Here is a 17,018-nt window from a genome sequence, read left to right as displayed (position 1 = left end):
TATCATCATCTAAAAGCTTACAAGCATGACCGGCAATAGATATATAAACATCTGCCACTATTCTACGCAGAATCCTCAGTAAAACAGATATTCACAAAGTAAGATGAATATAACAATAATATTTTTAAGTAAAATACATAAACTGAAAATAAATTAAGGTTTATTAGCAAATTCTATATTATTAAACCCTAACAAACTTTTCCATCCATAACTAAAATTTAATCTAAACCTCTTCCCATACACTTATGCTCTTTCATCCATTTGCATGCTTTATAATTCTTGTACTGCTCTTTGATGGTCACTTGATTATATCCAAAAATACTTGGTTTGCAGACTAGCAGTTATGCATGCCTTACATCCGATCTTTCTTGCTCCTATAATGTCCTTTAACGCGATTGGCAACTAACTTCTCGAAGTGTACGATAGCTTCACAATGGTCATAAAGGGTCGACAAGATGCGCCTCGACCCTACATAACTCTAGATATAGAAACACAATGTTTTCACTTAAATCTAATAGCCAGAAAAGTAGTTGGCAGTGCATTACGTATTTCAACCCCCGCTAAAGATTTATATACAGGAGATGCTTCGCCAGCATAAATACTCTTATACATTTTAGGAAGAGATCGTGAGAGTAAATTAACCAATGAAGCAATTACATCGGGTTTGAATTCAGATGCAATAATAGCATTGATCCACTGACGCCTTGTACCAAGTTCAACAACCAATTTTCCATGATCAAATCTTTTTTTGTTTGCAATTGAAAATGGTGTCAGTAAAATCAATATTAAAAGGATCAGTCAAACCAGGGAATATGTCATGACTGATTTATTTACAAAAATGAAAATACAACATTTAATAAATCAATCGAATTAATAATTAGGATCATATATAATTATTAAATACTTTTATTCAGTATTGTTTACATAAAAATTTACGCTCTATGAGTCCACTCAAAACTAAGATATACCTTCTTTTCACAATTATTACGTTAACGACCTACTTTTATTCCTGCAAAAAAGAACCGGGTTCGGATACACTAAATAGTGAGATTCGGCAAAAACTTCGTGATTGGTACAATACGAATGTGTCCGAAAGTAAACAGAACCCCTTTAATACCTTAACTCCCAATTGGGACAAAGTTCAAATTAAAGAAGTGAAAGGCCAGATCGTATACGAAGTAAGTATGAACAATCCGGAAAAAGTTTTTATTGGTTATGCAGATACTAATCAGAATAAGGCTGAAGAAATATACTCAAGAACTGATATACGCTTTCTGATTTTTGAAGATAAACAAACGAGCTTGCTGGTAAACGGATGCTATATGTCCATTAACAATTCAGGAACACAAAATAATGTGAAATCCTTAGGATATAAAGAAACCTCAGACTTTACCGGGAACATCATTTACTTTAACCCCACAGGCAAAATGGCTAATGGATGGACTTATCGTAACGGAGCTGTATTGCAGAGAATTTCTGTGAGCAACGAAACAGAATACAAATCGATGATGCGTATCAGATCGGATGAGAACCGTTTAAATCAGAAGAATGATGGTAAACTTGCCTACCGACCTGCAGCTTATTGCACCCCTGAATACCGGATTATTTATGGTACCTCTTGTGCTGGTGTTGACGGGTACATGAACTGCCAACAATATGTGGTTGGCCGGGAATATATCAATAACTGTGAGTATGGTGGTGGTGGTGGAGCAGATGGAGAATATACGCCACCAAACCCTACGGGAGGTGGTACCGGCTCAGGAAGTACTACTGTTTTGGAAATAACAACAGATTCCGTAAAAAAGAAATTTCCATGCACTGATAAATTAATTCTCCAACCTATTGTTAACTCCGCATCTATGTCAACATTTGTGCAACCTTTTCTAAACGGCAACAGGCCAACAATTACCTATAAGACATCTAATACCCTCGCTTGGGGCACAACGAGTGCTGGTGGAGTATATATGCTAGGTGAAACTGGTCCAGACTTGCAATCCGGATTAGGTTATTCATCTACTGTCACTTTCAATGAAAAAATGTTACAAAATAGTTCGCCACTTTTAATAGCCGCAACAACAATTCATGAAACGATACATGCTTACATTAACCACAATATTGCTGAATCAATACAATCACCTAATGATTACGGTAATTGGATGACATCCCTTGTCGGATACTATCTTATTAATCAGCTACCAAGCAATTATTCACATCATAGTGTGATGCTCGACTCTTATTTCGATCAAGCTGTCCTTATTTTATATGACTGGACAAAAACTCAATCCAGACCATATACCATCAGAGATGCGGCTATGGCCATGATGTATGGATTAAAGACCGTAGAACCTGGAACTCCTCAAACTTATATTAACTATATTACCGCATCTTATGAAGATATTAAAGCGAAGTATGGCATTACTACTAAGGAATTGGAGCAATATCACAAAGAACACCTGACTTCAATCTTAAAAATGCCACAAACAGGTTGTAATTAAACTAAATACTATGAAATTGACCGTAATTTGTTTGCTTTTTTTTGTATTATTTAATGCTAAAAATGCAACCGCACAGAAAGAAAAAAAGCAGAAGGATACTGTATACTACCTTTTAGATACAACATCTGTTCCAATTAACGACAGGATGTTTGAAATTAGTGAGGAAGCTGGAAAGAAGGTTTATGTCCTTCAATGTCGCTGTTACCCCTGGGAAATGAATCCTGTGTTTTTTTCTCGACCACATAAAGATGGAGACACAAGGCATATTTCAACAATTGACTTTCAACGTCTAAAAAAAATTACACTTGTTCAGCTCATAGACATTGCCTTTGAATATGGAAAAGATAAAATAGATAAAACTGATTTTTACTTCATTGAACCTAGTGAAGATAAGTTCAAAGTCATGAAAACATATTTACTACAGTCACGGAAGCCAAGAGGTAAAACTATTACTATAGAAACTATAAAGCCGTCAAATTAGGCTGTCTTAGAAAGTGACCTATCAAATAATTAAAAGACAACAAAAATAGCTAATCTGAATCAACCCTGGACACATTAGATTTTCCGACCTTGGATCTCCTTTATCTTATAACATAATATTCCGACAATCAGAGGTAATGCATATGCACTAATAAGTATGATGTTGCCTCTACTCCAAAAATTCCTCAGATCCGGTAAAGACATAAAAATAAACACAGTAATACAACAAAGGAAACTTACCGATATCAGTACTCCCTTAATAAACCATATAGGTTGGTTCGTTTTTAACAGGAGTGCATAACATAGCCAGAGAAAAAGAAAACATGGAACAGAAAAGACCCATCCAACTAACACTGCCATAGGATAAAATAGCGCAAAATCAAGAGAGAAGATATAACCAATTACCTCAGAAACGGTAGAGTTAAAGATCAGAAGAAAAGGGCCAATAAAGACGCTGGTCATCCATACTTTAAATGGAAAGCTGCAAGTATTAATCACGTAATAAAGGTAAACAAAGGAGAATCTTTTTCAAGACCAAAATTGACTTACATCTAATCAAAGTGAGGTTGAGATAAATTGCTATCTTGGCATTCATACTTACACAAAAACTACCAATAGTTAATATCACCTTATAAATGATCACGAGAGGCTTATTCTTTTACTGGCTGCGTTGGATAGTTTTGTTGCCTATTTGCATTGGAACTGGATTACTAGTTTCATTAATTGTTGAGACTACTCTGTCTTACATTGTGAGTGAATCATCTGTGGAAAAGTACCAACATGCGTTAAGCCCATTAATCACTTCATTTCTTTCTGTTATTCTGGCTCAAATCATTGCTCCAAAGTATAAGGTAAAAACAGTTAAAGTAATTTGCAGCATATGGATAATAGCTATGCTGATGGGCTTGCTGATCACAATTCCTGGCATAAAAATTTATGGTGTGCAGCATGAAATAATAGACGGAGGCATTGCCATTATTATGATTATTTTCGGGTTAGTACTCGGCTATTATTTCACTTATAAAAGACGTACACATGAAGATCCGATTTTAGGTATCAAACCCACATCATATTTAATATCCGTAGACGAAAAAATTCATCAAATTAAAAAAATAATCGGGCAGAATAAAGACATAGATGGTGATTATTGGCACCACTTTGGTAATGGCTTAATTTATGAAATTCTAGATACTCTCAACGAAGAAGAATGGGAGTTTTTAAAAAAAGATCTCATTAATTTTAAGGATTATGAACATTCAATTTTTGCCAGAGCAGTACTTTGGTACGACGATAAAGATGCAATTACCATAGTCGATACCTTTGAAATATTTTTTATGGAATTTGTTCTGTTGTCCGATTTGGAGGATGCTGATTGTTTATTTCAAGATTTTCATCTTGTTGAAGATATTCAAAACCCAAGTATTGAGTTATGAGCAAATAAAAAATAAAGTCAGCATATTAAGAAATTACGATGAATCAACAAATGATGAGAGCACATTTCTCTTTGCTGAAAACACGATTGATCGTTTAATACACAAATATAGCGTTGATAAAGACCTGCTCAAAAATAAAGCTGGATTATAAACAATAAGAAACAGTTAATAATTAGAAATGGATTTATTGCAATTCGACAGAGATCTGTTTGATAAGCTATTTATGCGATTCATGATAGGCATTTATGTAAGGCTTTAAAAGTACCAATGGCCTTTTTTCTTCCTGACCGAAGTCTGGCCATAAATTCACATAATCATTTAAAAATCCACTATCATAATTTATTCCCTTATCATCCATTCTATTAAACAGAATTGGGAAAAGAACAATTTTAGACTTATAGTTCTTATAGACAATGCCAATTTCTTTAATTTTTCTAATTAAATCTGTATTTGGCTTAATTGTCTCTAATGTGCGTTTAGAAATGTTCTTAGAGAAAAAGACGGTATCTATCTTTCCTTCTTCATCAAAAGCTAACGCTATAGAGATAAAATAAGGCAAGTCTTTTGGTGTTTTATGCAAAAGATCGCTATTAAAGTTATGTGCGATAGCTTTAGCTATAGGAATACGGATGTCTAGAGGTTGGGCATTCGGTTCGACGCGAATTTCAGGTATTTCTTGCGCTTTAGACAAGACACAACTGAATGTTAGCAATGCAAATGTTATAAAATATAGTTTCATAATCTTAATTACAATAAGTTCCTTTCCTTTCAGCCACAGGAGCTGTTTTCCTATGCTGACTATTAATTTTTTCTATCTCCGTTCTTTCGGCTGCACTTAGCTTTTTATTATAGTAAGGTGTTGCTTCCAATCCTCCCCATGATAATGCCCATGCATCCTTTAGACCAATTTGGGGAAATGCAACCTTTAAAGCGCCTGTTAATAATGCAATATACTCATCGGCCATCTGGGCATGATCATCACTCATTATGAATTTCCCATCTGTTCCAATTGGATACTTTGTCATCAAATATGCATGTAATATCTCATGATATACAGTCGACACAATATATTCTTTAGATCGATCAGGCAACACATTTTTATTCAAATTAATGGTAAACACCATGGTATTCTCAGGATGGGTTGTTCCCATTATGTTATTTGGAAGTGTAGTTACATCATAAAAAGAAACATCTCGGCTTTCAAAATCGGAACCAGTAAATGTTGCATTAAGCATCTCCCTAATTGTATTTCTAGCATTAATAGAAGTACGAACTCCCTCTAGAATACAAGGGTCTGTAACATTAATTATCACTTCATAGCCAGTTGAAGTACCGCCGGTACCACCTCCTCCTGAACCTGGATCAGTTGGTGGATCTGGAAACCATATATCTTCACAGACAGTGATCTCACTAGAATCTGTAAGGGAAAAACTAGTACCACAAATACTTTGCGGCCAATTACACGTTGGACTGAATAGAACTATTATTGAGCCACTACAGGATCCTGCCCAATCTGAAACAAAGGTACAGTTCCTCATTTCAGTATGGCATTGCGTTTCAATATATGAAAGCTTGCCTCTCATGCCGTTTGCCTTCTTCGCACCACGTTTTTGTAAATCCTTATAAGAATAGCTCACTTCACCATTCACGTAATCAAGCAAATAATTACCTCTATTAGTAAGGCTAGAGAGAAGAAGCTTACCAGTGAAATTATCCATTTTCAGTTCAGTTGGATTTGTCATCGATTGTAACGAATTATCATTACTGTAATAGAATGCCCGATAAAATTCTTTCTCATTTTTCACCATTAAATAAGGCTTACCTCCTATTAGCATCGCTTTTTCCGACTTCCCATTTTTTGAGTATTTCCCGATTAAAGGATATAGGACATAGGAAACTGAATCGTTAACAATTTGAGTGTTTGGATTTTCCCAATCGGGGATCCAAACTATATCCTGTTTAACATTTGGAATAAGCTTTTCCTCCAACTCATCTGAATAAAATTTTTCTTTTATAGCAGCAAGTCTCGAAGCAAAATCTGGATCCTCCTTTGAAAGTACATTTTTAGGAATAATGTTTGGTTCTGATTCGGCTGAATGTTCTTTTCTACACGAAGAGAAAACAAACAATAGAACTGTTAAAAATACAAAATGAGACTTTAATATACTCGTGAAAACGCTAACACAATTCGTCATACAACCGATCAATTAATTTTTTATCAATTTTAATCACTTTAATTGCATAAATTTAATGTTATGAATTTAATAACACAAATGTAATATATAAGACAAACCACAACAAACATCAAAAGTAGAATAATTATCGCAATGAAAAACACACTCTTAACTATTCCATTATTTATTGCCTTTATAGGTCTAAATCCTGCTCAAAACAATGGAAAGGCACAGATTGAAAAGTTTTTGTCAATAATAGCCGCAAAAGACTTCAAAGATAAGAAGAAGGAGATTGAAGCACTTATTATTCCGCTTAAATCTAAAACCGGCTCGTTAACATCAAAGAGACGTGAGTTCTTTTACCTTTTAGTAGATTCATACCATCAGGATTTACAAGATAAAGACATAAAAAAGCTTGTAATGATCTCCTATAAAGATTTGCCAAAAGAAGAGCAAAATATTTTGACAGAGACCGAGCCTAAGGACAGCATTTATATCGTTAAATACAATAAGAAATACCTTTTTACAATTTCTATGAAGGGAAATCTAATAAAATCCCTGTCAGTTATGAGCAAGGGTAGTCAAGGCAAAAAAATAATTGTGAATATATAATTTCTAAAATCAATGACAAATCGCCTACAGCTCTTGCTCGCCTTACTGATTACAGTACTTACATTTTCCGCTAACCAAACCTTAGCTCAGGATATAGCCATCGATATTGATGGGAAAAATTTCAAAAGCTTCCAGGCAATGGAAAAGAAACTGAAAAGTGCTCTTTTCCAGAGCAAGTGGGATGTCATTATTCCTGGAGGTATGGCAATACCAGTAACTTACCGCAGGGTTCAGCAGGGTATCCCCGATCTGTTGGTCACCTATACCTTCTCTGAAAAAGATTCTACAATCAAGTCCATTGAATATGAATGGGACATGCTGAACTTTGAAAAGGAACGCAAGGCTCAGTCATTAACCTTGCAAAAAGCAATGATTAAAAAATACATGACGTTGTTGGACTTGTGTACGAAAAAATTAGGTGCTGGCAGCCAGGAAGGAGATCTATCTGATCTTTCGAAAATTGACCAACCTCATGGACTGGATCGCAGTGATAGATGGAACCCCAACGACACAACAGATGTTTATCTCTATTCTGTATTTAGTAATACCAAGAGAAAACAGGGTGATGCCACTTATGAACCAACCAACAGGATCCGCCTTTTGATCAATCGTACTCCCAAAAACACGACACCAAAGCTGGATCCACAGGATATCAAGGCAGCACAAAAAACCTTTGATCAATTCATAGTCGCGGCAAGAGCCGGAGAAATAGAAAGTGCCAGAAAAGAGTTATCAGAGACCATCCGCAGTTACCTGACCGAGGCCTTTTTTGGAGAGTTGAAAGGGATGATCAAACCAGAGGCTTTTCGCATCTGGACCAAAGGAATGACAACGATCAATAACGGGAGTAGCTATCTGATGATCGAGTTCGCCCATATCAATACGCCAAACCCTCCTAACGAAATTCTAAGGGTACTATTTGACAAAGATCATTTGATCATCGGGATACAGCCATTAGTCAGGAAGGAAAAATCGAATTAACTACCAGGTATATATTTCGCAGCTATAATCGGTAACTATTTTCTTCGGCTAAAGTACTGCCGGAAGAATATACTTTTCCATAATCTGATCCGCCTGCGGATGGGCAAAAGAGGTTCCATAGGCAGACGCATTAATCACCACAACCAGGTCTATTTCCTTAAAAACATAGATTTTATTTCCTCCATTACCTGAGCTATAATAAGCTTCCAGATCCTTCCCATTGATATGGAAAGTTTTATTCCAGAAAAGGAATCCATAAAATCCCGGCCGGTCTGCAGGTAGCCTTTGCAGTTGGCTAAATGACTTTTCCACCCATGATTTTGGCAAGATCTGTTTTCCATTCCATATCCCTTTGTTAAGATAGAGCTGTCCGAATTTAGCGAAATCCAGGGCTCTTAATCGTAATCCCCCACCCGTAAAAGGTTTCCCTTGAGGGGTACGTGCCCACTCAAGCGAATCAATACCCAAAGGAGCAAACAGTTTCTTTTTGGCATACAACTCCAAACCACCTGGTATTGCTTTATCCATAATGTCTCCCAGAAGCATCGTGCCAACGGTAAAATAAGACCATTGTTTTCCATTCTGTTTATCTTCTGCCATTGGCAAATCCAGGGCAAACTTCACATAATCAGCAGTAGGATACATATTTTCTTCATTACCGGGAGATTCCATCAGATCGTCATTCCCATCAAAAGCAGAGCTCATCGTCAACAGATCAACCAGGCGTACATTTTCCTTTTTCGCTGATGGATGTTTAAATTGTTTTAAATCGTAAAACTCGCTCAGCCTTTGCTCCTCTGATTTGATATAACCATCGCTAATGGCCATACCAAGTAAGGTACCCGTAAAAGATTTACTAACCGAGCGGGGATCATGCAAGCTGGTTCTGGATGCGCCATTAAAATATTCTTCCAATAGTAGTTTTCCTTTTTTGATCACCACGATAGAATTGATTTTTCTATAAGACTGGTTCAGTATTTTAGTATTGAGCTGCCCGATAAGCTCAGAATCATAACTTCCGGTATAAAGTGGCCAGCCGCTGCCGGACTGAATCAGTTGGGGTTTTATTAACTGTGGATCAAGGGCGGGTAGAATCCTGGTCATCCTGATATCTGCTGCCAGGAGAAGCGGCGAATAGATTTTCTTCCCCGCATTAATATAAACTCTGATCTGTATGCTAAGTTTTTTTGGCGTTGCACCCAATAACTCTATACCTGAATTAATCATAAACCGGTCCCACATATTCAGACTCCATAGTCCGGACCTGCTCCCACTGATCAGAGCTACTTCGAGCGACTTTCTAACGATTTTATCCTGGCGGAGAATAGCACCTGGATGCAAATCTTCCTTATAAACAGGCTGATCATCGATCAGAAAAGAAAGCTGAAAATTTCCAAGCTTCATCGCAGAATCGGCCTTAAGTTCTGGTACCAGCTCAGCAAGTTCTTCAACAAGCGACTTCCCGGTACTGAACTGCAGATAAAGATCTTTATTGCTTCCAATATTATAACTGGAAATTGCCTGATCTTTTGAAGCCGAATCCCTTCGGGAATCAGGCCGGTGGTCAAGAAACTTCAGTTCTTTTACCTGAGCGGTTGTGGTAAAATTAAGAACAAAAGACGTGGCAAATAAGGCTAAAAATAAAACTCGATTCATATAGAAATATTAACTTGACAAGGTTAAGTCTTTTTCAATCCGGAAAATAGTACAGAATTAACATGACTCAGATAGTGATGGGGCGTAACACTAAACTCTTCCTTAAAACATCGGATGAGATGGGACTGGTCATAAAAGCCACATTCAAAAGCAATCTGGATAGCAGATTTGGTGCCGGCGTTGAACTCAGCAGCCGCCCGGCAAAGTCGCACACGCCGGATATAAGCGCCCAGATTACAGCCGAAATATTTTGGAAAGTACCTGGATAGATGAACAGGATGCACACCGATAGCATTGGATAAAGATTCCAGAGAATGACTTAACCGGTGGCTATCCTGAATTAACTGTTCCAGTTGATCAACCCAGGCTGGTGGTTGTTTGTAATCCCGAAGATCTGATTTTTTGGAAAGCTGATCTACCGTAACCTGCGCAAACGCATGGAGGGATAACGGAGTAGTATCATCAGTGTTTTTAGTGGCCAGTAAGATTTGATGGAAGAGCGATTTCACTAAAGGATTGATCACCTCAAAACTCCCCGCAGCCATATGGTTACCAGCAAATTGCTTAATCCATTCCGGAGATAATTCGAGGTGCATTCCCCTGGTATAACCCTTTGGCTTCAGGTTATAATGCGGCTCCTGGCTATTGTGAAAAAGCAAAGTTCCCGAACCGCAGTTATGCTGTTCCTTTTTGTTAATCTCAGCAACCCTTCCCGCTAACAGGAAAGTGAAATAAGCATTCTCATGAAAGTGCCAGTCAACGAATTCATGCGTATATTCGGTATTGGTGATAATGAGCCCACCCAAATCAATGGTCTGATCAGTATTGCCAAAAAAGTTTCCAGATGACAGTGCTTCCATGACTGATTTTATGTTAGGACACAAAAGGTAGACTGTAGTTACAGCTGATCAGAGGAACTTCTGCCATGATACAATGATTTGTTATACTTTCTTTGAAAAAGAGAGAAATAAAAGCTTCACATTTTCATAATGTTAGCTTAAAATATCTCAATTTTAAAGCTGATAATTTTGCAGCAACAATGGACAAAGGTATGGTATGTGAAATAAAAGCCGGAGAACTCAGGGCTTTTAATGAGGCTTATTCCCGCTATCATAAACAAATTTATCAGTTTGTATTCAAGAAAACACAGTCTGAGTACATTGCTACAGAGGTAGTCCAGCTTTGCTTCATCAGGCTATGGGAAAAAAGACAATCACTAAATGAGCATATCGAATTAAATATTCAGTTATTTGGAATGGCGCGTCAGGTGATGATTGATGAGCTTAGAAAAGAAGCTGCGAGATTAAAATACAATACCAGGTCTGATCAATATCCATTTACAGACAACCTGATGAAAATGATCGAAAGCCGGGATATGCTAAAACGTTTTGAGCAGGAGATTGATTCCATGCCGCCGATGAGAAAAATGGTATTTAACCTCAGCAGACAAAATGGGCTCTCCTATAATGAAATAGCAGAGATGCTGGGAATATCCCCAAAGACCGTTGAGAGCCATATCGGAAAGGTGCTTTCCCGCCTTAAACACTATATGTATACCATCTTGCTGTAGCAATGTTAAATAATTGTTAAGCCGTAAGGGCTAAGGCTTTGGCATACGTAATAACAGTATGAAGCCAAACAAAGGACAAAAACGTAAGCCAAACCATAAAGCGTTCATCCAGGAAAATTTTAGTGATCAGCAATGGGAGTCTTTTGATTCCGATGAACCGATGCCACAAGGAAAATCAGATGAGATGCACCGCTTTATACTCGGGCACATCTCCTCAAAACAACAACGTAGGCTAAAGCTCATCCGGGTAACGAAATATCTTTCTGCGGCTTCGATAATTTTAATAATCGGATTTGCACTCTACATCCGGCCAAAGAATACCAAACACCAGGAGCTACCCGTTACGGCAAAAAACGAGTTGCAGGCAAAGGTCACTACCAGCAGCTGGAAAGAGGTGGCCAATCCCGGAACGGACATCATAAAGTACCGGTTACCGGATTCCTCATTCGTAACCATTTATCCAGCCTCCACAATCAGATTTAAAAGAGAGTTTGATCAAAAACTCCGAAACGTTTACCTTCTGGGTAAGGCCCGATTCAAAGTAAAACGAGATCCGATGAGGCCTTTCAGCGTGTTTTCAGGCACATTGAAGACCACAGCCCTGGGTACATCATTCACCATCAATACCCGTGGGAAACACATTTCTGTTAAGCTTCATACCGGGAAAATTGTGGTTGCCGATACCCTGACCCAACAAACCCTGGCCTATATTTCCAGTATTGGCACCACACTCCTTTACGATCCATCCCTCAGATTTTCCAGGATTGTCAAACCAGCAACAGTCATTCCTCCAGCAACAGCGCTGCTGAAAAGAGAGGGCAGCCTGATCATCATGAAAAATATACCGCTGACAAAAGTGCTGCAGCTTTTAAATGAAGCCTATGGCATTAAAGTGAATTCGAATCTGACAGACGTCAACAAAATCACTTTCACTGGCAGCGTGGATACGGGTAAAGAACAGCCTGAAGATGTACTCAAACTGATTTGTCTGATCAATGATATGACGCTGACCAGAACCTCAGAACAAGAATTTCTTATACAAAAGAACCGATAAATAAAACCAAAGAATCCAAAATTATTATGCACTCAACAAGATTCAAAATCCTGAAACGTATGCTATGCCTTGGCATCATAGGTTGGGCAGGTCCAACATTTGCACAGGAAGCACCTGTCAAAGGAATAGTTCTGGATGTCTCGGGGCAAGGCCTTCCAGGGGTTACCATAAAAGCGGAAAATGAAAAAACCCGTAAGTCGTTGGTAACAACTTCTACGGGTACAGGGTTGTTCAGCTTTGCAAACATCAGCCCGGGCGGCCCCTACCGGTTTATCTTCAGTTCCATCGGTTTTAAAACAGATACCCTGTCTGGCTATACCGTTACTACAGGTCAGCAAATTGCACTGAGCATAAAACTTAAGGAACAATCAAACGACCTGCAGGAAGTAACTATTGGATACGGAAAAAGTAAAAGGAACGAAATTACCGGAGCGGTAACGTCTGTAAAACCCGAAGAATTTAACCGCGGTGTACTGAGTTCTCCAGGCCAGTTGCTTCAGGGAAAAGTTGCCGGTCTCAACATCACCAGAAGTGGTAACCCGACAGATAAACCTGCAGTGATCCTGCGTGGCCCCTCAAGCTTCAGAGAAGGTGCTCAGGAGCCTTTTTATGTGATTGATGGGGTTCCCGGAGCTTCGATCGATCTGGTAGCACCAGATGACATCATCAGTATGGAAGTACTGAAAGATGCCTCGTCGACTGCCATTTATGGATCCAGGGCAGCAAATGGGGTCATCATGATCAATACTAAAAATTCAGGAAAAGGGCTTGGTAAACTATCTTACAGTGCTTATGCGGCTTCAGAAAGTATTTCTAACAGCATCGACATGGCTACCGGAGACGAACTGAGGACCTATTTAAAAGACAATGGAAAAACATTGGATAAGATCAGTGACGATGGCAGCAATACAGATTGGCTAAAAGAGGTAACCAAAACAGGTTTCTCTCAAAATCATAACCTCAACTTTAATGGAGGGGGCGAAAACTCTTCTTACGGAGCAAGCCTAAACTACTTAGACAATCAGGGAATTATTAAGACCTCAGGAATAGAGCGCTTCATTGCAAGGGCAAATATGGAACAGCGGCTGCTCAACAACCGCCTGAAGTTAAACCTTAACCTGACAAACAGCAATACGGTTAACGACAGAATCGCCAGCCAGGTGTACAATAACATGTTCACCTACCTGCCCACCGTTGGGGTAAGGAGGGCTGATGGAAGTTTCTCCGAAGATCCATCAAGAACTACGGGAACGGGAGGATATTACAACCCGGTAGCATTGCTGGAAAACAACAAATTTCAGGGAAAAACCAACCTCTACCTCATCAATGGCGGACTGAAAGCTAATATTATTGATGGCCTGGACTTCAATGCCATGGTATCCATGCAAAATGAGCAGATCAACGAGAATCTGTATAACAACAGGGCTTCTATGTTAAAGCAGGGGTTTAATGGTTATGCAGAACGCTCATCAGTAAAAAATACGCAAAAGGTTTTTGAAGGATACTTTAATTATGATAAGGTTTTTGCTGACCACGGACTGAAATTACTGGCCGGCTACTCCTGGCAGGAAAACCGCAATGGGGATGGCTTCCAGACTTCGGGACAGAACTTTGTTTCTGATGACCTTTTATGGAACAATCTGGGATTGGGTAATGGAAACGGATCTACTGTTGTGAATTATGGCAATACGTACATCTCCACACTTCGTCTGATCTCTTTCTATGGAAGGGCCATCTATGATTACAAAGGAAAATATCTGTTACAGGCAACCCTTCGCCGCGACGGGTCGTCGGCCTTCGGGATTAACAACCGATGGGGAATGTTTCCTTCGGTTTCCGCAGGATGGAACATAGACCGGGAAGCATTTATGGAGAATGTAACGTTCATTGACCAGCTTAAACTGCGTGCCGGTTATGGGGTTTCAGGAAATTCAGTAGGTTTTGACGCCTACACGGCCAGACTGGTTTATGGGGCACAGAACGGGTCGTATTTTTATTCGAATGGAAAATGGTTAACAGCAATCGGCCCCATCCAAAACGACAACCCGAACCTAAAATGGGAACGTACGGCCACATTGAACATAGGTTTAGACTTCGGTCTCTTTAACAACAAACTATCTGGTTCAATTGAGGTGTATAATAAGAAAACCACTGATCTTATCGCGCCTTATTCGGTATCAACTACCCAGTATCCCTTCAATGTGTTAACGGCAAATGTTGGCGCAATGACCAATAAGGGGATCGAATTTACGCTGAACAGCACGCCGGTTAAGACGAAAGATTTCAGCTGGAATACGGCGGTTAATTTATCACACAACAAAAATGAAATCACCTCGATCTCTAACGATCTTTTCCAGGCCAATGAGTTTTATACGGCCAATGTGGGCGGCAGAGGCCAGTCGGGAGCCCTGGGTTACCAGGTGATTAAAGAAGGTCTTCCACTGGGATCATTTTACACCTTAAGGTATGCAGGTAAAGATGCCAATGGGAAATCAATGTTCTATGATAAAGATGGCAATGCGGCTACAGGAAATACAGGATTTGAGCATTTCACGGTAACGGGTTCTGCGCAGCCAAAGTTATTATATGGCTGGAACAATACGTTCAGGTACAAACAGTTCGACTTTAACTTTTTCATTCGAGGCGTTTATGGAAACAAAATCCTGAATGCCACCCTTGCGGATATGAACGCACCGATCTATGCCTCTCAAACCAACATCGCGAAAGTGACTTTAACAGAGCCAATCAGCGATGATAAAGCACAGTTTGTATCAGACCGTTACCTGGAAAGCGGCTCCTACCTTCGTCTGGACAATGCAACTCTGGGCTATACTTTCAAAATAAAAGGCAGCAAAACACTGAGGGTTTATGCCTCAGGTAATAACCTGTTTATCATTACAAAATATAAAGGCGTAGATCCGGAGATCAACATGGCGGGTCAGACTCCCGGCATCGATTACCGCAATTTCTACCCTAAAACACGTGCTGCAATTTTTGGGCTGAACTTCAATTTATAACATTCTATAAAAAGAAAAAAGAGACATGAAAAAATATATAACAGCTGCAGCCCTGATGGCTTTAACCCTGGGAAGCTGCACAAAACTGGATGTTGATGTGGAATCGCAACTGACAAATGGAAACTTCCCGGTAACACCGGATGCCTTTGTAGCAGCAACGGGCACCGTTTATCAAAAATTTAATGCCGGTTTCGGTGTCGATATCTGGAGGATGTACGAACTGACGAGTGAAGAAGCAATCATTACCGCCCGGAACGGTGGTTATTATGACCAGGGAAGATACCAGACCCTTCACAAACACAACTGGTTGCCGGATCATCCCATCATTCAAAGTGCCTGGCAATGGGGATATGCGGGGATAAGTGATTGTAACCGGGTACTCAATCTGTTAGAGAAATCAGCAGACAGTCCAACAAAAACACAGTTTTTAAATGAGATACGCGCCATGCGTGCCCTATACTATTTCTATGTGATGGACATGTTCGGCAACATTCCCATTACCCGCTTCGGAACCGCTGAAAGTCCAAAGCAATCTACGCGCGCAGAAGTATTTGCTTACATAGAGAAGGAGCTGCTTGAGGTAGCTGAAGGCTTGTCTTCTCCCACTACCGTTACTTCAGAATTCTATGGCCGGCCAACGAAATGGATGGCCTATGCCCTACTGCAAAAATTGTACATCAATGCAGCGCATTACATCGGAAAACCCATGTATGCAGAATCTATTACCTATGGGGATAAAATCATTAACGGATCATCGATGGCACTGGTGAGCGATTATAACACGCTGTTTTCGCCAACAAATGCTGCGAATAGCGAAACCATCTTTGCTGCGATATATGATCCTAATTATTCGGGCGGAAATGCAATTACCCGTTTTACGCTTCATAGCACGCTAAGGGCGAAGTATAATCTTCCCTTTAGTCCAAGTAATGCACAGTGTACGCTAAAGGAGTTTTATGATACCTTTAACTTACCTGGAGACATCCGAAATACAACCTGGCTGGCGGGGAAACAGTTTCTTGCCGATGGTACTACCAAAATTATGAACGGTTCGGCGCAACTTGATTTTACACCGGAGATTGTATTGACCAATACAGAAACCATGGATGTTGGTGCGGAAGTAAATGGGGTATCCAGAGGCGTGAGATCCATCAAATTCTTTCCTGATCCGAATACCAATAGCAGCACCCGTTTTCAGGGCAATGACATGCCGGTTTTCAGGCTTGCAGATGTGTATCTGCTAAAAGCAGAGGCTTTACTGAGAACAGGTGGGTCTATGACTGAAGCAGTTGGGCTGGTAAATAAGGTTCGTGTTCGGGCAAAGGCCGGAGAAATTACGACCATTACCCTCGATGGCATTCTGGAGGAAAGAGGACGTGAGCTTGCCTGGGAAGGATGGCGCCGCAATGACCTGATCCGCTTTGGAAAATATCAGGGCAAATGGGGTTTTAAAACAGGTAATGAAGGTGCTTCCAGAGATATCTTCCCAATTCCGGCTACGGAACTGGTACTGAATAAAAAACTGATACAAAACAGCGGTTATTAA

Annotated in this window: 14 protein-coding genes; 9 read left to right on the top strand and 5 right to left on the bottom strand. The window is 39.5% G+C overall.

Annotated features, from left to right (window positions below):
- Positions 1-501: 501 nt before the first annotated feature.
- The gene (locus BFS30_RS09490; RefSeq protein WP_069379067.1) at positions 502-783 is read right to left on the bottom strand and encodes a hypothetical protein; all 282 of its coding nucleotides are present in this window, start codon (positions 781-783) and stop codon (positions 502-504) included.
- Between the two features lie 158 nt (positions 784-941).
- Between BFS30_RS09490 and BFS30_RS09485 the strand changes: the two genes are divergently transcribed.
- The 3 genes from BFS30_RS09485 to BFS30_RS09470 all read left to right on the top strand — a co-directional run bounded on the left by BFS30_RS09485 (position 942) and on the right by BFS30_RS09470 (position 4,408).
- Positions 942-2,495 (top strand): hypothetical protein, encoded by a 1,554-nt coding sequence (locus BFS30_RS09485; RefSeq protein ID WP_069379066.1) that lies wholly within the window; start codon positions 942-944, stop codon positions 2,493-2,495.
- A 10-nt stretch (positions 2,496-2,505) separates the two neighbouring features.
- Entirely contained in the window at positions 2,506-2,976 is a 471-nt protein-coding gene (locus tag BFS30_RS09480; protein WP_069379065.1) for a hypothetical protein, read from the top strand.
- Positions 2,977-3,610: 634 nt separating this feature from the next.
- The gene (locus BFS30_RS09470) at positions 3,611-4,408 is read left to right on the top strand and encodes a hypothetical protein (protein WP_069379063.1); all 798 of its coding nucleotides are present in this window, start codon (positions 3,611-3,613) and stop codon (positions 4,406-4,408) included.
- 217 nt (positions 4,409-4,625) lie between these two features.
- Here BFS30_RS09470 and BFS30_RS09465 read toward each other — a convergent pair whose 3' ends face one another.
- Positions 4,626-5,147: a hypothetical protein gene (locus BFS30_RS09465; RefSeq protein WP_069379062.1), complete on the bottom strand. Its 522-nt coding sequence runs from the start codon at positions 5,145-5,147 to the stop codon at positions 4,626-4,628.
- Between the two features lie 4 nt (positions 5,148-5,151).
- Entirely contained in the window at positions 5,152-6,603 is a 1,452-nt protein-coding gene (locus tag BFS30_RS09460) for a SprT-like domain-containing protein (protein WP_069379061.1), read from the bottom strand.
- A 132-nt stretch (positions 6,604-6,735) separates the two neighbouring features.
- Between BFS30_RS09460 and BFS30_RS09455 the strand changes: the two genes are divergently transcribed.
- Both BFS30_RS09455 and BFS30_RS09450 read left to right on the top strand, forming a co-directional pair.
- Positions 6,736-7,194 carry a hypothetical protein gene (locus BFS30_RS09455; protein ID WP_069379060.1) on the top strand — a complete coding sequence of 153 codons (459 nt, stop codon included), beginning with the start codon at positions 6,736-6,738 and terminating at the stop codon, positions 7,192-7,194.
- A 12-nt stretch (positions 7,195-7,206) separates the two neighbouring features.
- Positions 7,207-8,175 (top strand): hypothetical protein, encoded by a 969-nt coding sequence (locus tag BFS30_RS09450; protein ID WP_069379059.1) that lies wholly within the window; start codon positions 7,207-7,209, stop codon positions 8,173-8,175.
- Positions 8,176-8,223: 48 nt separating this feature from the next.
- Here BFS30_RS09450 and BFS30_RS09445 read toward each other — a convergent pair whose 3' ends face one another.
- Positions 8,224-9,831, bottom strand: a complete 1,608-nt coding sequence (locus BFS30_RS09445; RefSeq protein WP_069379058.1) for a serine hydrolase domain-containing protein — start codon at positions 9,829-9,831, stop codon at positions 8,224-8,226.
- A gap of 23 nt (positions 9,832-9,854) precedes the next feature.
- Entirely contained in the window at positions 9,855-10,691 is an 837-nt protein-coding gene (locus BFS30_RS09440) for a helix-turn-helix transcriptional regulator (RefSeq protein WP_069379057.1), read from the bottom strand.
- Positions 10,692-10,870: 179 nt separating this feature from the next.
- Here BFS30_RS09440 and BFS30_RS09435 point away from each other — a divergent pair, with 179 nt between their 5' ends.
- The 4 genes from BFS30_RS09435 to BFS30_RS09420 are packed head-to-tail and all read left to right on the top strand — an operon-like array spanning position 10,871 to position 17,018.
- Positions 10,871-11,401 (top strand): RNA polymerase sigma factor, encoded by a 531-nt coding sequence (locus BFS30_RS09435; RefSeq protein WP_069382366.1) that lies wholly within the window; start codon positions 10,871-10,873, stop codon positions 11,399-11,401.
- 58 nt (positions 11,402-11,459) lie between these two features.
- Positions 11,460-12,455, top strand: coding sequence for a FecR family protein (locus tag BFS30_RS09430; RefSeq protein WP_069379056.1), 996 nt, complete (start codon positions 11,460-11,462; stop codon positions 12,453-12,455).
- 26 nt (positions 12,456-12,481) lie between these two features.
- Positions 12,482-15,472 (top strand): SusC/RagA family TonB-linked outer membrane protein, encoded by a 2,991-nt coding sequence (locus BFS30_RS09425; RefSeq protein ID WP_069379055.1) that lies wholly within the window; start codon positions 12,482-12,484, stop codon positions 15,470-15,472.
- A 25-nt stretch (positions 15,473-15,497) separates the two neighbouring features.
- Positions 15,498-17,018 carry a RagB/SusD family nutrient uptake outer membrane protein gene (locus tag BFS30_RS09420; RefSeq protein WP_069379054.1) on the top strand — a complete coding sequence of 507 codons (1,521 nt, stop codon included), beginning with the start codon at positions 15,498-15,500 and terminating at the stop codon, positions 17,016-17,018.

Source organism: Pedobacter steynii (assembly GCF_001721645.1).
Lineage (GTDB): Bacteria > Bacteroidota > Bacteroidia > Sphingobacteriales > Sphingobacteriaceae > Pedobacter > Pedobacter steynii_A.
The sequence above is the reverse complement of the archived record's forward strand: the minus strand, read 5'-3'. Positions and strand labels throughout refer to the sequence as shown.